Genomic DNA, 17,147 nt, shown 5'->3' with positions numbered 1-17,147 from the left:
TCCCTTCCGTTATCCGTCGGATTATAAAAAACGGTCGTCTCTCGCGGCACTCGTCGCCAACGTGGCTCGGGAGATGAGGGCTACATCTCGGGCGCAGCCCGCGATTCGTCGTCGCGCTCGCGACCGATGACGAGGGAGTTCTCGATGAGCGTGCCGTGCGCACGGCGGAACCGTTCGGAGAGCGCCTGATGGGAGATATCGAGTTCGTCGGCGAGATCAGCGACCGAGATTCCCCGAGGTACCTCGTAGAACCCGTGCTCGAACGCCTCGGTCAGCGTCGCGGATTGGTCGTCGGTCAGCCCGAACCGTCCGTGGCGCTCGTTGTCCATCTCGTAGATCGTCTCGATGTCGATGTCGAGATCGTGCTCCTCGCAGAAGGAGTAGGTTCGTGAGAGTGCGTCACGGTCGGGAAACAGCACGCGGAGCTGCCAGCGCCCGGTCTCTGTCTGTGCATTCAGGATCGTCGCGCCCTCCTCGGTGATCGCGTGGACGACGAACTGGACTTGCGAGACCCACTCCATTCGATAGAGCCACTCGTCGTCGAGATCCGAGAGGCGTTCGACGTTGGCTACACTCGAATCGTCGGCGAAAGCAGCTTCGAGTGCGTCGCGATCGGGGGCGGTCGCCCACACGAACGGCATGACGCGCTCGGCTTCGTGGGCGACGACGCGCTCGATGTCGAACGTCGCCTCGGGGATCGCTTCGAGGGTCTCGCCGAGCGCGAACGCGGACGCCCCGATCGAGAGTTCGGAGATGGTACTCATTCGTGAAATCATAAGTACACGGCTTGCAATAGCTGTTCGGGTGGGTCGTCCGTCCGATTCGTGGCACCGGCCGAACCCGTTCTTTTCAAGTGTCTCAATCCATTACTCCTGTTCAACCCAATGAGCGAGGACTTCTATTCGGTGCTCGGCGTCTCCCGCGACGCGAGCGACGACGAGATCAAGCAGGCCTATCGGAAGAAAGCCGCCGAGTACCATCCCGACGTCTCCGACGACCCGAACGCCGACGAGAAGTTCAAGCAGGCAAAGCAGGCAAAAGAAGTGTTGACCGACGACCAGAAGCGCCAGGCCTACGACCAGATGGGGCACGAGCGCTTCGAGCAGGCGGAAAAGCGCGGCGGGTTCGACGGCGGCGGTGCGGGTGGCGCGGGCGGGATGGGCGGCATGGGTGGCGATCCGTTCGGCGGCATGGGCGGCGCGGGTGGGATGGGTGGCGGAGGCGGCGGTCTCGGCGACATCTTCGAGCAGTTCTTCGGCGGTGGTGCGGGCGGCGGGGGCGGCCGAAGCGGTCCGCGCCAGGGCCCCGACCTCCGGACCGATCTCGCGATCGAACTCGAAGAGGCCTACGAGGGTGTCGAAAAGCAGTTCACGGTCGCGCGACCCGAGACCTGCCACGACTGCGGTGGATCGGGCCACCCCGACAGCGCCGACACCGAGACCTGTCCCGAGTGTGAGGGGCGCGGCCAGACCACGCAGGTCCAGCAAACTCCCCTCGGACGGGTCCAGCAAACCCAGACCTGTCGCCGATGTGAGGGCGAGGGGACCCTCTACAGCGAAACCTGTTCGACGTGTACCGGCGACGGCCAGATTCGCAACGAGGCCACCCTGTCTGTCGAAGTTCCGCCTGGGATTCGAGACGGTCAGAGCCTCCGGATGGAGCGTGAGGGTGCACCCGGCGAGAACGGTGGCCCCAACGGCGATCTCCTGATCGAGATCAGTATCCGCAAGCATCCCGACTTCGACCGCGACGGCGACGATCTCGCCCACCGGGCCGCGATCTCGTTCCCACAGGCAACTTTCGGCACCACCGTCGAGGTACCCACTCTCGATGGCAGCGTCGAAATGGACATCCCGTCGGCCACCCAAAGCGGCGAGACGTTCCGGCTCGAAGGAAAGGGGATGCCCCGGCTGCGCCGACGTGGCAACGGCGACCTCTTCGTGGAGGTACAGATCGTGACGCCCGAGGAGATGAACGACGAACAGCGCGAGGCGCTCGAAGCGTTCGCCGAGGCCGGCGGCGAGGAAGTCGAGGTTTCAGAAGGGTTCTTCGAGAAGATCAAGAGTTCGCTCTAGGACCCACCTTTTTACTTCGGGGGTTCGCGCTCCCTTCGGTCGTCTGCTCGCGGGCTTCGCCCGCTCGCACGGGCCGAGGCGGCTCCGCCGCCTCGCGGCGCTCAACCCCTCGCGAAAATGTGGATCAAAAACACCCGCTCGCTCACTTCGTTCGCTCGCGGTACAACCACTAGTTACCCCCACAACCGCACAGCACCGCCCGAGCCCTCGGCCCGCAGAGCGGGCCTCGCCCTCGATCCACCAGGACCGCACAGCGCCGCCAAAGCCCTCAGGCGCTCGCTCACAACTCACGGGTCGCTTCGCTCCTCGTTCGCTTGGCGGCGTGAACGTAGTAAGCGCCGCCCGACGCTCGCGTCCTCGCCCGTCATCCGCCAGGAGAGCGACGCTCTCCTGAGCCCTGCGGTCGCTCCGCGACCGCAGGACGCCAGGAACCGCTACCGCACCGCCACCGCCGCCGTCCCGCAACCGCCACAAAGTCAGCCCGTTTCTCCGGTTCCCGAACGGCTTTTCGGTCGCCAGCCCTTTCACTCGGTGTATGTCTCAAGAGCAACTTCGTCCCGAGAGCGTCCCGCGCGCCGACGAGATGCCGATGCTGGGCCTCGGCACGTGGCAGAACGAGGACCCCGAACAGTGCGTCGAAAGCGTCCGAACCGCCCTGGAGATGGGGTATCGACACATCGACACCGCCCAGGCGTACGGCAACGAGGAGAGCGTCGGCGAGGGGATCGAGGGGGCGGATGTCCCGCGTAAGGATGTCTTCCTCGCGACGAAGGTCTGGACCGAGAACCTGAGCTACGACGACGTGATCCACAGCACGACCGAGAGCCTCGACGAGCTCGACGTGGAGTCTGTCGACCTGCTCTACGCCCACTGGCCGGCCGACGAATACGACGCCGAGGACACCCTGCCGGCGTTCGCCGAGCTGAAAGACCGCGGTGCGATCGACCGGATCGGCGTCTCGAACTTCGAGCCCGAGCATCTCGACACCGCTAGCGAGGTGCTCGACGAGCCGATCTTCGCGAACCAGGTCGAGTGCCATCCGCTGCTCCCACAGGACGAGCTCCGAAGCTACTGCGACGACCACGACATCGAACTCGTGGCATACTCGCCGCTCGCACGCGGCGAAGTCTTCGAGGTCGACGAACTCACCGACATCGCCGAGAAACACGACGCCAGCGCGGCCCAGATCAGCCTCGCGTGGCTTCGCGAGAAGGGCGTGACGACGATCCCGAAAGCCACAGGGAAAGACCACATCGAGGACAACTGGAACTCGCTCGCGGTCGACCTCGACGACGAGGACATCGCAACGATCGACGGGATCGACAGGAAAGAACGGCAGGTCGACCCCGACTTCGCGCCCTGGTAACACCCACGATCGGCGGCGGGCGACCGGTTTACGAACGCTTATTCTCGCGGCACTCGAAGGAAGGACATGGAGTTCGATCTCCCGAAGACCGCTGGCGTCTTCGTCGTGCTGTTCGCCGTCATCGCCATCGGGACGTTCATGAGCCCGATGACGACGAGTACGATCATGATGGTGCTCGGCGGCCTGTTCGTGTTCGGCCTCCTGACGCTGTTCGTCGGGGTCCAGCACGGTAAGTACCGAGCGATGAACCGCTAGCGGACGGGCGCGCGGTGTGAGCGCACGCAGCACACCGAACCGAAGCCACAAGGACTTTTACGCCGGTAATTATATCTCATTACGAAATGTCCGACGAGTTTCCCGACTACCTCGACGTCGACTACACCGACGGCGAGGGCGAAGACCCCGAGGATTACCCGAGTATCGAAGACAAACTCGAGAAGGCGATCGAGGTCACCAAGCGCGGCCTCGAACAGTACGAGAACCCCGCGGTGATGTGGACCGGCGGGAAGGACTCGACGCTCACGCTGTACTTCATCAAGGAGGTCGCCGAGCGCTTCGATCTCGACGTGCCGCCCGCGATCTTCATCGACCACTACCAGCACTTCGACGAGATCCACGACTTCGTCGAGAAGTGGGCCGACGAGTGGGACCTCGAGGTGCGCTACGCGCGCAACGAGGACGTCGGCGAGTACGTCGACGAGCACGGACTCGAACCTGGTGACGACATCCCCATCGAGGACCTCTCCGAGCACAACCAGCACCACGTCCGGAACATCCTCGAATACGAGGAAGACACGTTCCCGTTCCTGCTCGACACCTACGTCGGCAATCACCTCCTGAAAACCGTGGCGCTCAACGACGCCCTCGAGGAGTACGGTGTCGACGGCGTCATCTCGGGCGTTCGCTGGGACGAACAGGAGGCCCGCGCCGACGAGACCTTCTTCAGCCCGCGCCACGATCCCGACCTCTTCCCGCCCCACGACCGCATCCAGCCGATCCTCCACTTCGCCGAGCGCGACGTCTGGGACGCCTTCTGGAACTTCGCGGTGCCCGAGACCGTTGCGGAGTACCCCGACGAGGGCTACGTCCCCCAGAGCGCCGACGACCTTCCGAACGGCCTCACCAACGAGGATATCCCGATCAGCCCGAAGTACTTCGCTGGCTTCCGGTCGCTCGGTAGCGAAGTGAGTACCGAAAAGTCCGACGAGGATCCGGCGTGGCTCCAGGACCTCGAAGGCACGACCGAGCGCGCAGGCCGCGCCCAGGACAAAGAGGACCTGATGGAGCGCCTGCGCGACCTCGGCTACATGTAGGACCTTTTGCTACGCTCGCGGCCTTCGACCGCTCGCTTGCAAAATCTCCACCAAAAGTCTCGTCGTTCCCTACGGTCACTCCTCGACCCGCTCGCTCACTCGCTTTACTCGTTCGCTCGCGATACGACCACTGGCGCTTTCCACAACCGCACAGCACCGCCGAAGCCCTCACTCGCTTCGCTCGTTCGCCCTTCATCCGCCAGGCACAGCACCGCAACCGCTCGGCGGCCGCCGCTGGCCGCCTCAGTAGAGGTCGTCCAAATCCGACTCGACGTGACTGTGTTCCTCGGCCGGGAACTCACCGTCCTCGACCGCTTCGACGTAACCCGACACCGCTTTTTCCATCTCGCCACGGACGTCGCCAAACGCCTCGGCGAAGGGCGGCTGTTGATCGTCCAATCCGAGCACGTCGTTGGCGACGAGCACCTGGCCGTCACAGTCGGGCCCGGCCCCGATCCCGATGGTGGGGATCGAGAGGTCCTCCGTGACCTGAGTCGCAAGGTTCGCCGGGACGTGTTCGAGTACGAGCGCGAACGCACCCGCGTCCTCGTGCTCGCGTGCGAGCGCGGCGATCTCGTTCGCGGCCTCCCGAGACGTACCCTGGCGACTGTATCCAAGCTGGTTGACCTTCTGCGGAGTGAGACCGAGATGAGCCATCACCGGAATCCCGACCGCAGCGAGCCGTTCGGTCAACCCCACAGTATGCGACCCGCTCTCGATTTTGACCGCGTGTGCGCCCTCCTCTTTCAGCATTCGGCCGGCGTTCTTGAGGCTCTCCGCTTCGTTGACACCGAAACTGAGAAAGGGCATGTCGGCGATCACGAGCGGTTCGTCGGTGGCACGCGCGACCGCGCCGGTCCGGCTCGCGACCTCCTCGACGGTGACGGGCAGCGTCGAGTCGTACCCGAGCGCGGCGTTGCCCATGCTGTCGCCGACGAGGATCGCGTCGACACCCGCAGCCTCGCAGGCCGCCGCCGTCGGCGCGTCGTAGGCAGTCAACATCGTGAGTGGTGCCTCACCATCGGCCCGCACGCGGAACTCCCGCACAGTCGTCGGCATGGGCGACCGTCACACGTGACGGGAGTAAACGGCTCCGAATCCGCACCGCGAGCAGCCGAGAATCGGCGTTTCTGTGGAGGGTGCCGTCTCTCGGGACGGTCTCGCCGTGGCAGCCCGCTACTCGTGGCCGAGAACGGCCATCGGCTCGTACGGCTCTTCGAGGTACTCGATGTCGCTATCCGAGAGATCGAGCTCGACCGCCTCGACCGCCTCGACCGCGTCCTCTAAGTGCTCGACGCTCGACGTGCCGTAGATCGGTGCGGTCACGCCGTCTTTGTGGAGCAACCACGCCAGCCCGATCTGGCTCATGCTGGCACCCTTCTCGTCGGCGATCTCCTGGACGCGCTCGTTGATTTCTCTGCTCTGTAGGGTGTCGTATCGATCCGCAGTCATCTCGCGCATCTCGTCGGCCTCCTCGTGGGGGCGGGCGAGATAGCCACCCGCGAACGGCGACCACGGGATGACGCCGACGTTCTCCGTTCGAGAGAGTGGCAGCATCTCTCGCTCTTCCTCGCGATAAACGAGGTTGTAGTGATTCTGCATCGTCACGAACCGATCGAGTCCCAACCGATCGCTCGTGTGCAGCGCCTCGGCGAACTGGTGGGCCCACATCGAACTCGCGCCCAAATATCGAGTCTTTCCCCGCCGAACGGCGTCGTCGAGCGCTTCGAGAGTCCTCTCGATCGGCGTCTCGGGATCCCAGCGATGAATCTGATAGAGGTCTACTGTGTCCATTCCCAATCTATCAAGGCTGTTCTCTAGCTCTTGATCGATCGTCTTCCGCGAGAGACCACCCGAGTTCGGGTCGTCGTCGCGCATCTGGCCCCAGACCTTCGTGGCGACCACTTGTTCGTCACGGTCGTACTCTCCGAGGGCGTTGCCGAGGATGCGCTCGGATTCCCCGTCGGAGTAGACGTTCGCGGTGTTGTCAGACTACGTCTGACAGCTAATCAGAACGCTTCGCGTTCTGATGATGTCGAAGAAGTTGATCCCGAGTTCGATCGCACGATCGATGACCTCGGTGGCTTGCTCCTCGTCGACGGTCCAGTCGAACATCTCGCCGCCGCCGGAGCCGCCGAAGCTCATACAGCCGAGGCAGATCTTGCTCACGGTCATCCCCGTATCGCCGAGTGTCGTGTACTCCACCCCGACCGCTACGACGGCCGGTCGGATACTCGCTGAACCACGCTCGGTATTTGCCTGAAGCCGAGTCGCTATGTAGCTGGTTTCGAGTCTCCACCCGAACCATCCAATCGACGGCGCAAGAACCGTTGAACGGCCACTTCTGTGGTCACAGACGACCGTATCGACAGATCCGCCTCGACCGGTTCATTTATATATAGAAATCACTAACCTCTGGTGAATTCGAGCGGAGCGCTATCACGTCATGCAAGGACAAAACCAGCAGCAAGCCTACGACCGCGGAACCACGATCTTCTCGCCGGACGGCCGGCTGTATCAGGTCGAGTACGCCCGCGAGGCAGTCGAGCGGGGCAGTCCGAGCCTCGGGGTTCGAACCGAAGACGGCGTCGTTCTCGTCGCCGAGCAACGGGTTCGGTCGCCGCTGATGGAGCAATCGAGCATCGAGAAACTGCACAAGGTCGACGATCACATTGCCGTCGGCTCGGCGGGCCACGTCGCCGACGCGAGACAGTTGACCGACTTCGCCCGCCAGCAAGCACAGGTCGACCGGCTACGCTACGGCGAACCGATCGGCGTCGAAACGCTCGCGGGAGCCGTCACCGATCACATCCAGGAGTACACCCAAACTGGGGGCGCGCGGCCGTTCGGCGTCTCGTTGCTCATCGCGGGCGTCGAGGACGGCGAACCACGGCTCTTCGAGACCGACCCGTCCGGCACCGCGACCGAGTGGGCGGCGAGCGCCGTCGGTGCCGACCGCGAGGCGATCCACGACAGCCTCGAAACGAACTACCGTGCGGATGCGGACCTCGACGGGGGCATCGACACGGCGCTCCGGGCGCTCGCGTCGGTGCGGGACGCGTTCGAGCCGAGCGAGGTGACGATTGCGACGATCGACGTCGAAACCGAGCAGTACCGAACGCTCGACGACGACGAGATCGAAGCGCATCTCGACGAAATCGATTTCGAGGACGACGATGAATGACGACAGTCACCCAGTACGGGGGACCGATATCGAGGCGAACGCCACTGCCTCCGAGTTTGGCGTTCCGTCCAAGGGAACGGGCAACGGGGAAGAGCTCAAAACGGGAACGACGACCGTCGGCCTGACGGCCGAGGGCGGCGTCGTTCTCGCCGCAGACATGCGCGCGAGCGCCGGGAACATGGTGGCAAGCAAAGATGCCCGGAAAGTTCTCGAAGTCCATCCGACGGCGGCGCTCACCATCGCCGGCAGCGTGAGCGCGGCCCAGTCGCTCGTGAACTCGCTGCAAGCAGAGGTTCGCCTCTACGAAACCCGTCGCGATACGGGAATGAGTCTGGAAGCGCTCGCGAACCTCACTGCGAACCTCCTGCGGAGCGGGAACTTTCACATCGTCCAACCGGTGCTCGGCGGCGTCGACGACGACGGCAGCCACGTCTATAGCATCGGCCCCGGCGGCAGCGTGATGGCGGAGGACTACGCCGTGAGCGGGTCGGGATCGCCGTTCGCTCTCGGGGTACTCGAACAGGAGTACGACGAGGGGATGAGCGTCGACGACGCCGAAACCATCGCAGCCCGTGCCGTCCAGAGCGCGACCGAGCGCGATACCGCCAGCGGCAACGGACTCACGCTCGCGACGATCACCGCCGATGGTGTCACGATCGACACCTACGAGAGCGTCGAAAGCGCCCTGTGATCGTCCCGTCGTTTACGATCGTCGCGCTCGCAGGATCCTGTGACGAAACCGACCGTCCGACACCGGAGTGACCACCACGAATGGATCTCTCGATCGTCGATCTCGCACCGATACCGGAGGATGGCACGGCAACCGAGGCGTTCGTGAACACCGTCGAGCGCGCCCAGCACGCCGAAGCACTCGGCTACTCGCGCTTCTGGGTGGCCGAACACCACGATTTCACCGACCGGCTCGCGAGCACCACGCCCGAGGTGCTCATTCCCCACATCGCCGCGAAAACCGACGAGATCCGGGTGGGCTCCGGAACGGTGCTGCTCAACCATTACAGCCCGTACAAGGTAGCGGAATCGTTCGGCGTGCTCGACGCGCTCGCACCCGACCGTATCGATCTGGGACTCGGGCGAGCAACGGGGAACCCCGTCAGCGATCGCGCGTTGCAGGAAGATCGGAGCCAGCAGCGCCGGAGCGACGACCACGCCGAGAAGATCGACGAGGTCGCGGCCCACCTCTACGACGGGTTCGACGACGAGCATCCGTTCGACGACCTCTCGATCGCCCGTTCGCGTGACAGCGTTCCCGACGTGTGGGTGCTGGGATCGAGCCCGTCGAGTGCCGCCATCGCGGGCGAGTTGGGACTGCGGTACTGTTTCGCGTCGTTCATCAGACCCGGCCCCGCGGTCAGCGCGTTCGAGACCTATCGCGACCGGTTCGAACCCTCCCAGTATGGAGCCGGGCCGGAGGAACCGACGGGAGCGCTCGCGGTGAACGTCACCTGTGCCGCAACGGACGAGGAAGCAGCCCGGCGACGCGCGACCGCCGAAGCGTCCCGACAGCGACTCCAGCGCGGCGAGCTCGACAAGCCGCCGATCCGGTCGGCCGACAAGGCGATTGAAGAACTCGGGCGGGTGCCCGAGCCGACGCCGACCCCGATCGAACCCGGCGAGTGGCCCCGCCAGATCTCGGGCAGTCCGTCGACGGTGCGGGAACTGCTGGAGACGATGACCGACCAGGTCGGTGTCGACGAGGTCGTGATCCAGAACCAGATCGCCGACCCCGACAACGTCCTGGAATCACACGACCTGCTCGCCGACGCGTTCGATCTCACTCCACGATAGCGGTTCACACCGCTCGTTCCCGAGGGACAGAGGCTGCGCGTGCAGCACTATCAGACCGACGAATCGGCGATCTGGCGAGAAAGGCTTATCGCCGCGCGTGCGAACGTCGATTCGTGCCGGAGCTCGTCGAGACCACCGACCCCGAGGGGGTGGATTACGGCTGGGTCATGCAGACCACGTTCGTGCTCACGATCGCGGTGGGCGCGCCCGTCGTGGCCGTCCTCTCATTCGGCACGCCGCTCGACACGTGGAACGCGCGTCTCTCTTTTGCGGTCCGGGTCGGTGCGGTCGTCTGGGTGCTCGTCGCAGTAGCGGTCTACGGCTACGCACGTCGGACGACCGAGGAGCCGGCGGATCAGTAGGTCGTCGGTCCGTCGCCGACGTACGAAAATCGCGTTCCCGCCCGATCGGCGGTTTCGGCGTCACCTTCGGAATCACCGATAAATAGCGTCCGCTCGGGTGTCGCATCGAGCCGCTCGACCGCGGCGAGCAATGATTCGGGGTCGGGTTTGAACGTTGCGACGGTGTCCCGGCCGACGACGCAGGCGACGTGCTCGGCGAGTCCATGAGTATCGAGTGCGATCCGGCAGGCGGCCTCGCAGTTCAGCGAGCAGATTCCTACGGGGCGGTCGGTCACCATCTCGTCGGCGAACGCCAGTCGCTCCGAGCGACGTGCGCCCTCGCGCTCGTGGGCGGCGATCGCGTCCTCGATCGCGTCGCGGTGGCCGAGGTCGTCGGCACGTTCGAGCATCCGCCAGAGGTCCATCCCGTCGGTGTCGATCCCTCGGCCGTCGAGCGCGGCGGCGGCGTCCGCCGCAGCAGCGTCCCAGTCGACCGCGAGACGCACGAGCGTCCCGTCGAGATCGTAGACGACGGCCTCCACATCGTCAGGGATAGTGACAGTCATACCCGGAAAAACAGCGACCGGGAGAAGTCGGCTTCGATCCACATGGATGGATCAGTCGCGGAGTTCGCGTGCGATCACGTTCTTCTGGATCTCGCTCGTTCCCTCGTAGATCGTGGTGATCTTGGCGTCGCGGTAGAGCCGCTCGACGCCGCCCTCCGTGGTGTAGCCGTAGCCGCCGTGGATCTGGATCGCCTCGTTTGCGACCTCGACGGCGGTCTCGCCCGCGAAATATTTCGCCATGCTCGCGGCCTCGCGATAGCTCTCGCCAGCGTCCGCGCGCCGTGCGGCGTCGCGGGTCAGGAGCCGTGCAGCCTGAGTCTTCGTGCGCATCTCCGCGAGCTTGTGCTGGATCGTCTGGATATCGCCGATCGCGCTGCCGAACTGCTCGCGTTCGTCGGCGTACGAAAGCGATTCGTCGAGGGCGTGCTGGGCGAGGCCGACGGCTTGCGAGGCGATCGCGACCCGCCCACCGGTGAGGATCGAGAGCGCCGCCGAGAGACCGCGTCCCTCCTCAGTCAGTCGGTTTTCGGCAGGAATCCGGGCGTCGTCGAACTCGAGACTGGTGGTGTCGCTCGCGCGCAGGCCGAGTTTGTCCTCCGTGGGGCCGACCGAGAGACCCTCAGTGTCTTTCGGGACGACGAACTGCGTGATCGAGCCGCGGTCGTCGCGGTCGGTCCGTGCGAACAGGATCACCACGCCAGCGCGCTCGCCGTTCGTGATCCACTGCTTGGTTCCGTTGATCACGTATTCGTCACCCTCGCGACGCGCTTCGGTCGTCATCGCGGCGGGGTTCGAGCCGGCGTGGGGCTCCGAGAGCGCGAACGCGCCGACGGGTCGGCCATCGACCATCTCGGGGAGCCATCGCTCGCGCTGGTCTTCGTCGCCGAACTCCGCGATGCAGGATGTGGCGAGACAGTGAACTGAGAGGGCAGTCGCCACCGCCAACATCCCGCCCGCGAGCTCCTCGTTCACCAGACTGTAGGTGAAGGTGTCGGCGTCGAACCCGCCGTACTCCTCCGGAACGGTGAGCCCGGTCAGATCGAGGTCGGCGAGTCCGTCCCACGCGTCCTCGGGGAACTCTTCGTCACGGTCGGCCCGCTCGGCCCCCGGCCTGATCTCCTCGCGGGCGAACTCCCGGACGAGGTCCCGAATCGCGCGCTGTTCGTCGGTGAGATCCATGCCCGCTGGACGGCGGCGACAGGCAAAAATTACCCGCTCCGTGGTGACTGGCTCGCCAGCGTTCCGTCGAAACTGCTCGTCGATGCCGCCGCTACCGGTTCACTCGTCGGCGAGCGTCACGTCGAGGTGATCTTCGAGCGCGCTGATGAGCGATCCGCCGACGTCGGCCCGTGCCGCACGACCCTCCTCAACCGCCTGGAGGTCGTCGGTGGCGATATCGAGATCGTCGGCGAGATCGTCGACGGTGAGGTCGGCGTCCTCGCGTGCGCGTTCCACTCGCTCGCCGTATCCCGAGACGAGGTAGGGGAGCTGATCGCGGTCGTAGTTGGTCCCCTCGCGCTCCCACCGCGAGGAGTCGCCGCTCCGATCGGTGAGTTTCGCCGTGTTCCGGGCCGCACGTTGCCGGCGGTCGCGCTCGGTATCGCGGTCGGTGCTGCGGTCGGGATCGCGCTTCGCCCCGCCGCGATCGTCGGTCTCGCCGTGATCGAGACAGTTCGGACAGAGATCGAGCTCTGCGCCCGCGACCGTCGCGGTCGTCAGGTCCGGATCGGTCGCACCACAGAGCTCACAGCTCCCCCCGCCGCCCGAATCGTCTCCGGTCGAGTATTTGGCCATAGCTCGACTTGGCGCGCCGAGGATATAATGATCCGGTTCGAACCGATCGGATCCCGGACGTGGCGGTACGTTCGCGTCGTCCGATCCCGACGTTCGTGCGCTCGATCGGAGCGATTCGAGGGGAGACGAACGGACTACGAGCTGGCCGTCGAGAGCATGCTCTGAGCGACGCCGACGAGCTCGTCGGTATCGGCTTCGTGGAGGCGTTCGTCGCCGAGAAGGAGGCGCAGACGCGGCCGTCCGACATCGATCGGCACCTTCTCGGTATCGATCAGGCCGTGCTCTTCGAGCGTGGCCTTCTTGCGCGAGAACGTGGCCCGGCTGGCGAGTCCAGTGTTCTCACCCCACGTGCTGATGTCGTAGAGGAGTTGCTCGTTTTTCGCCGCGGCGAGCAGACTGATCACCACCTCGTCGACGTCGCTCGTCCCGCGTTCCTCACCGAGTGCGGTGCGCATCCGTTCGAAATCCGCCCGGAGATCGGGGCCGAACTCGTCGTCGAGCGTTTCGCGGACGCGGTCGAGCGGCGGTGTCCGGAGCCTGAACGCGTCGGCCGCCTCCCACCGCTCGGTGTACTGGCTCCGCGCGGTCGCGACGAACTCCTCGTCGCGCGTGACGAGCCCGGCGGCTCGACCGTCGGCCGCAACGACGGAGACGATCGCCTCGTCAGTACACAACAGCGGGCCGTCGAGTCGGCCCTCGGTCGTGCGGAGGGAGAGTACGTCCGCCGTGACGAGATCCGCTGCGGTGCCCGCCACGGTGAAGTCGCTCGTGACCGTCTTGAGCACCGGTTCGGTCACGAGGAGTCGGACGGCCGGTGGGTCGTCGTGGTCGCCGAGCACGTCGAGGAGTTCCTCGACCCCATCAGCCGAGAACCCCATCGCGAGAACGGTTTCCGTCGCGTCGTCGAGCACCGCTCGACAGACGGCCGATACGTTTTGTTCGATCAGATCCTCGTCCGTTGTGAGGCTCATGTAGATACCACAACGAGGTCGAGATACGTAACAAAATGGGCTAGACACCTAGACTACTGTCATCTATGGAATAGTATGGACGAGTGACGACGCTTCACGACCTGTTCGGCCGCACCGCCGAGCGGTTCCTCGGCGAGCGGTGATTCGGGGTGTGGCTACCGTCCCGATCGGAAGGGCACGGCCAGTACGCCGCGAATCCGCCGACGAAACGGCTTTAGGCTGGCCGGACCTGCGCTCTCGCGTGACCCAGGTCTGTATCGTCGGTGCGCCGGATGTGGCGGTGCGCTACGAACTACTCTCCCGTGAGACCGCTCGCGAGGCGCTTTCGACGTACGACCTGCACGAACCCTACGCGAACACGCTCGCGCTCCGAACAGTGAGCCTCGGCGCGGCGGTGTCGCTGCTCAACGATCTCAACTGGTATCTTGTCCGCTTCGCAAGCGATGCGCTCGTGCTCGAACCTTCGATCAGCGAGACGGAGTGGCTCTCGCGCGATCTCGCGACGGCAGTACGGGACGAACGGACCGCTCCCGACGAAACCGGAGAGAACTGTAAGATCTACGGCGTGAGCGACGACGAACTCGTCGAACCGATGTACGTCGTCCGCACGAACGGTCTCCCGGAGTACGACCTCCAGGAGGTCGACGATACGCTCGTTGTCCGGATCACGAACGAGGAGTTCGGCGGCTGAGACAGCGAGGATCGGTGAGAGTTCGAGACCGCGCTACTCCTTTTCCGTGGGATGTTCGAGCGCCGCCTCGATCGATTCGTCGCCCGCGAGAATCTCGAAGGTCTTCCCGTACGTCTCTTCGATATCGAGCGCCGCCACCAGCGTTCGGGCGACGTCCGCACGGGTGATTTCGCCCCGATCGAGTTTTGTGGCCGCTCGGATCTCGCCGGTGGCCGACTCGTCGGTCAGCGCACCGGGCCTGACGATCGTGTAGGTGAGGTCGCTCGCCTGGAGCCGCTCGTCGGCTTTCTGCTTGGCGATCAGGTAGTCTTCGAGTGCGTCGGGACTCGATTCGGGGTCGTCGGCGTTCATCGCGCTCAACATCACGAACCGACCGACGCCGTGCTCCTCGGCCGCTTCGATCATCCCGATTGCGCCGTCCCGGTCGACGCCCTCGACGTCCTCGCCGCTCGATCCAGCGGCGAAGACGATCGCATCGTGGCCCTCGACCGCGTGGGAGACGTCCTCCGTGAGGTCCGCGACGACGGTTTCGGCGTCGTATTCCTCCAGATCGGATGCGTAGGAGTCGGTGCGGACCATCGCTGTGGCATCGTGATCGCTTCGATCGAGAACGTCCATGATCTGTTGGCCGACCTTGCCGTGTGCGCCGGCGACGAGTACGTTCATGAGCGGGTGTGGGTTCGGCCCGAACGCTGGTAAATCGTCCGGCCTCGGCAGATCGAAGGTGGAGGTGCAGGGGGTAGCGGTGTGGTGGCGGTGGCGGTGCAGACCTGGCGGATGAAGGGCGAGCAACCGAACGAAGTGAGGGAGCGAGGGCTTCTGCGGTGCGGTTGCGGTGTGGAGCGGTCGCGGTGAGGGGTCGCATCCGTGCGAGCGAAGCGAGCGCGGTTCACCGCGAACGATCGCAAGGAGTGAGCGGGTGTCTTTAGTCCAGGTTTTTGCAAGTGGGGGTCAAGCGAGCGAAGCGAGCGCGACCCCCCGCAGTAAAAAAGTGGGCTCTAGACGGTGAGTTCGCCCTTGCGCTGTGTGACCGTGACGTCGCTGGCGTCGACCGCCTCGACGTCGAGATGCATCGGGATGAAGTTTCGGCGCTCGAAGTCCTCGGTCTCGTCTTCGGTACCGACCGTACACCACAGCTGAACCTGGCTCGGGCCGTGCCACTCACCCTGGCGGGAGATACCGAAACAGACCAGTTCCTCGCCGTCGTGTTCGATGATCCCGCCCTTCCGGACGCCGGGATCGCCCTCGATGATGAGCCGCTTCATGCCGGGAGGTCGCCCGACGGGAACCTAAGCGCTTCGGAGCGCGTCGCCGGGGTGGCGCAGTCAGACCATCCCCTGTTCGCTGTGCTCTGCCTCCATGTGGTCGTTGAGCTCCTCTTCGGTCTCGAACGTCGCCGAACAGACTCGGCAGTCGTGCAGATCCGAACTCATCGATCCGGGATCCGCCGGGGAGCGAGGAACCGTTTTCACTTGCGATCGAAAGGCGTGCCCGTGCGCGGAAGACCAAACGGGTTTTACCCCCCGGCGCGCTACCGCCATCCAGCAACCATGCAGATACCACGTCGGTTCAACACGTACTGCCCGCACTGCAACGCCCACCACGAACACGAAGTCGAGAAGGTCCGCAGCGGTCGCGAGACCGGGATGAAGTGGACCGATCGCCAGCGCGAACGCGCCACCGCAGTCATCGGCAACACCGGGAAGTTCTCGAAGGTCCCCGGTGGCGACAAACCCACGAAGAAGACCAACCTCAAGTACCGGTGCAGCGACTGCGGCAACGCTCACCTCCGCGAAGGATGGCGCGCCGGCCGCGTGGAGTTCCAGGAGTAATCATGGCGGGGAACTTCTACGCCGTCCAGTGTCCGGACTGTGAGAACGAACAGATCGTCTTCGGCAAGGCCGCGAGCACGGTGGCGTGTGCGGTCTGTGGCACGACGCTCGCCCGATCGACCGGCGGCGACGCGACCTTCGAGGGTGAGGTGATCGAGACCGTCGAGCGCCGCGACGCCGACGGCGAGCTCGCGGACACTGGGACATGAACTACAGCGGGTGGCCCGATCCGGGTGATCTGGTCGTCGGAAAGGTCGACGAGATCGCCGATTTCGGCGTGTTCGTCACCCTCTCGGAGTACGAGGACAAACGCGGTCTCGTCCACGTCTCGGAGGTCGCCTCGGGTTGGATCAAGAACGTCCGCGACCACGTGAGCCTCGATCAGACCGTGGTGGCGAAAGTGCTCGACGTCGACGAGTCGTCCCAGCAGATCGATCTCTCGCTCAAGGACGTCAACGACCACCAGCGCTCGGAGACGATCCAGGACTGGAAGGCCGAACGGAAGGCCGACAACTGGATGGCGATCGCGTTCGGCGAGGACATCGCCGACGAGCAGTACGCCACGGTCGCGAACGCCTTCCTCGCGGAGTTCGGCTCGCTGTACGCAGGCTTCGAGGAGGCGGCCATCCACGGCACCGAAGCGCTCGACGGAACCGATCTCGACGACGACGAGATCGACGCCATCGTCGAAACCGCCCGCGAGAACGTCTCGGTCCCGTACGTGACCGTCAGCGGCTACGTCGACCTCACCTGCGCCGAGAGCGCCGGCGTCGACATCGTCCGAGAGGCACTCGACGCCGCCGAGGGCAACGGCGAGGTACCCGAGGAGATCGAACTCGAGGTGACCTACGTCGGCGCGCCCGAGTACCGCATTCGGGTGCAGGCTCCCGACTACAAGACCGCCGAGAGCCAGCTCGAAGCCAGCGCCGAGCGCGCGTCGACTGCCATCACCGATCGCGGCGGCACCGCGGAGTTCCACCGCGAACGCCGCAGCGACGACGAATAACGCGACAACCGACCGCATGAAATCCGCTATTCTCGTGTGCGAGGCGTGGCGTTCGACCCACGACCGCCCGGTGTACACGTTCGCCGAAACCTGTCCCGAGTGTGGCGGCCCGGCGGTCAACAGCGCACCAGCCCCCTACAACCCCGAGGACCCTCACGGCGAGTACCGACGTGCTCTTAAGCGCCGCGAGTCGGAATAGTCC

22 protein-coding genes and 1 pseudogene are annotated in these 17,147 nt (G+C 65.0%); 13 read left to right on the top strand and 10 right to left on the bottom strand.

Annotated features, from left to right (window positions below; genetic code table 11):
• Positions 1-80: 80 nt before the first annotated feature.
• Complete coding sequence (locus tag C449_RS07365; RefSeq protein WP_006077354.1) at positions 81-764, bottom strand: helix-turn-helix domain-containing protein; 684 nt, start codon at positions 762-764, stop codon at positions 81-83.
• 120 nt (positions 765-884) lie between these two features.
• Here C449_RS07365 and dnaJ point away from each other — a divergent pair, with 120 nt between their 5' ends.
• The 4 genes from dnaJ to C449_RS07345 all read left to right on the top strand — a co-directional run bounded on the left by dnaJ (position 885) and on the right by C449_RS07345 (position 4,754).
• Complete coding sequence (dnaJ, locus tag C449_RS07360) at positions 885-2,075, top strand: molecular chaperone DnaJ (protein WP_006077353.1); 1,191 nt, start codon at positions 885-887, stop codon at positions 2,073-2,075.
• 535 nt (positions 2,076-2,610) lie between these two features.
• Positions 2,611-3,441, top strand: a complete 831-nt coding sequence (locus tag C449_RS07355) for an aldo/keto reductase (protein WP_006077352.1) — start codon at positions 2,611-2,613, stop codon at positions 3,439-3,441.
• Between the two features lie 66 nt (positions 3,442-3,507).
• Entirely contained in the window at positions 3,508-3,696 is a 189-nt protein-coding gene (locus tag C449_RS07350; protein WP_006077351.1) for a DUF7333 family protein, read from the top strand.
• Positions 3,697-3,782: 86 nt separating this feature from the next.
• Positions 3,783-4,754 (top strand): phosphoadenosine phosphosulfate reductase family protein, encoded by a 972-nt coding sequence (locus C449_RS07345; protein ID WP_006077350.1) that lies wholly within the window; start codon positions 3,783-3,785, stop codon positions 4,752-4,754.
• 243 nt (positions 4,755-4,997) lie between these two features.
• On the opposite strand, the gene panB is transcribed toward C449_RS07345, so the two are convergent.
• Positions 4,998-5,813: a 3-methyl-2-oxobutanoate hydroxymethyltransferase gene (panB, locus tag C449_RS07340; RefSeq protein ID WP_006077349.1), complete on the bottom strand. Its 816-nt coding sequence runs from the start codon at positions 5,811-5,813 to the stop codon at positions 4,998-5,000.
• 117 nt (positions 5,814-5,930) lie between these two features.
• A pseudogene (locus C449_RS07335) lies at positions 5,931-6,959 on the bottom strand (aldo/keto reductase).
• A 241-nt stretch (positions 6,960-7,200) separates the two neighbouring features.
• On the opposite strand from C449_RS07335, the gene psmA reads away from it, so the two are divergent.
• The 4 genes from psmA (at position 7,201) to C449_RS07315 (ending at position 10,106) form a co-directional block, all read left to right on the top strand.
• Positions 7,201-7,938, top strand: a complete 738-nt coding sequence (psmA, locus tag C449_RS07330) for an archaeal proteasome endopeptidase complex subunit alpha (protein ID WP_006077348.1) — start codon at positions 7,201-7,203, stop codon at positions 7,936-7,938.
• Positions 7,931-8,629: an archaeal proteasome endopeptidase complex subunit beta gene (gene psmB / locus C449_RS07325; protein ID WP_006077347.1), complete on the top strand. Its 699-nt coding sequence runs from the start codon at positions 7,931-7,933 to the stop codon at positions 8,627-8,629. The genes psmA and psmB overlap by 8 nt, the downstream gene beginning before the upstream one ends.
• 80 nt (positions 8,630-8,709) lie before the next feature.
• Positions 8,710-9,744: an LLM class flavin-dependent oxidoreductase gene (locus C449_RS07320; RefSeq protein WP_006077346.1), complete on the top strand. Its 1,035-nt coding sequence runs from the start codon at positions 8,710-8,712 to the stop codon at positions 9,742-9,744.
• A gap of 113 nt (positions 9,745-9,857) precedes the next feature.
• The gene (locus C449_RS07315) at positions 9,858-10,106 is read left to right on the top strand and encodes a DUF5822 domain-containing protein (protein WP_006077345.1); all 249 of its coding nucleotides are present in this window, start codon (positions 9,858-9,860) and stop codon (positions 10,104-10,106) included.
• Here C449_RS07315 and C449_RS07310 read toward each other — a convergent pair.
• The 4 genes from C449_RS07310 to tbsP form a co-directional block, all read right to left on the bottom strand.
• Positions 10,100-10,651 carry an HAD family hydrolase gene (locus C449_RS07310; RefSeq protein ID WP_006077344.1) on the bottom strand — a complete coding sequence of 184 codons (552 nt, stop codon included), beginning with the start codon at positions 10,649-10,651 and terminating at the stop codon, positions 10,100-10,102. The two genes, C449_RS07315 and C449_RS07310, sit on opposite strands and share 7 nt — an antisense overlap.
• A 51-nt stretch (positions 10,652-10,702) precedes the next feature.
• Positions 10,703-11,830, bottom strand: a complete 1,128-nt coding sequence (locus C449_RS07305) for an acyl-CoA dehydrogenase family protein (RefSeq protein WP_006077343.1) — start codon at positions 11,828-11,830, stop codon at positions 10,703-10,705.
• Positions 11,831-11,929: 99 nt separating this feature from the next.
• Complete coding sequence (locus C449_RS07300; RefSeq protein ID WP_006077342.1) at positions 11,930-12,445, bottom strand: hypothetical protein; 516 nt, start codon at positions 12,443-12,445, stop codon at positions 11,930-11,932.
• Between the two features lie 134 nt (positions 12,446-12,579).
• Positions 12,580-13,416: a transcriptional regulator TbsP gene (gene tbsP, locus C449_RS07295; RefSeq protein ID WP_006077341.1), complete on the bottom strand. Its 837-nt coding sequence runs from the start codon at positions 13,414-13,416 to the stop codon at positions 12,580-12,582.
• A gap of 241 nt (positions 13,417-13,657) precedes the next feature.
• Between tbsP and C449_RS07290 the strand changes: the two genes are divergently transcribed.
• A complete protein-coding gene (locus tag C449_RS07290) occupies positions 13,658-14,107 on the top strand; it encodes a DUF5804 family protein (protein WP_006077340.1) in 450 nt (149 codons plus the stop codon).
• Between the two features lie 33 nt (positions 14,108-14,140).
• Here C449_RS07290 and C449_RS07285 read toward each other — a convergent pair whose 3' ends face one another.
• The 3 genes from C449_RS07285 to C449_RS18460 all read right to left on the bottom strand — a co-directional run bounded on the left by C449_RS07285 (position 14,141) and on the right by C449_RS18460 (position 15,540).
• Complete coding sequence (locus C449_RS07285) at positions 14,141-14,773, bottom strand: SDR family oxidoreductase (RefSeq protein WP_006077339.1); 633 nt, start codon at positions 14,771-14,773, stop codon at positions 14,141-14,143.
• A 332-nt stretch (positions 14,774-15,105) separates the two neighbouring features.
• The gene (locus tag C449_RS07280; protein WP_006077338.1) at positions 15,106-15,372 is read right to left on the bottom strand and encodes an HAH_0734 family protein; all 267 of its coding nucleotides are present in this window, start codon (positions 15,370-15,372) and stop codon (positions 15,106-15,108) included.
• Between the two features lie 60 nt (positions 15,373-15,432).
• Positions 15,433-15,540, bottom strand: a complete 108-nt coding sequence (locus tag C449_RS18460) for a C2H2-type zinc finger protein (protein WP_193790582.1) — start codon at positions 15,538-15,540, stop codon at positions 15,433-15,435.
• Between the two features lie 117 nt (positions 15,541-15,657).
• On the opposite strand from C449_RS18460, the gene C449_RS07275 reads away from it, so the two are divergent.
• Genes C449_RS07275 through C449_RS07260 form a run of 4 tightly spaced genes read left to right on the top strand, consistent with a single transcriptional unit; the run spans position 15,658 to position 17,144 of the window.
• Positions 15,658-15,939 carry a 50S ribosomal protein L44e gene (locus tag C449_RS07275; RefSeq protein ID WP_006077337.1) on the top strand — a complete coding sequence of 94 codons (282 nt, stop codon included), beginning with the start codon at positions 15,658-15,660 and terminating at the stop codon, positions 15,937-15,939.
• A gap of 2 nt (positions 15,940-15,941) precedes the next feature.
• Complete coding sequence (locus tag C449_RS07270) at positions 15,942-16,148, top strand: 30S ribosomal protein S27e (RefSeq protein WP_006077336.1); 207 nt, start codon at positions 15,942-15,944, stop codon at positions 16,146-16,148.
• The gene (locus tag C449_RS07265) at positions 16,145-16,945 is read left to right on the top strand and encodes a translation initiation factor IF-2 subunit alpha (protein WP_006077335.1); all 801 of its coding nucleotides are present in this window, start codon (positions 16,145-16,147) and stop codon (positions 16,943-16,945) included. Before C449_RS07270 ends, C449_RS07265 begins: the two co-directional genes overlap by 4 nt.
• Before the next feature lie 16 nt (positions 16,946-16,961).
• Entirely contained in the window at positions 16,962-17,144 is a 183-nt protein-coding gene (locus C449_RS07260; protein WP_006077334.1) for an RNA-protein complex protein Nop10, read from the top strand.
• The last annotated feature ends 3 nt before the right edge of the window (positions 17,145-17,147 follow it).

The organism is Halococcus saccharolyticus DSM 5350, from assembly GCF_000336915.1.
GTDB classification, from domain to species: Archaea; Halobacteriota; Halobacteria; order Halobacteriales; family Halococcaceae; genus Halococcus; species Halococcus saccharolyticus.
This window is presented reverse-complemented; position numbering and strand designations above follow the sequence as displayed.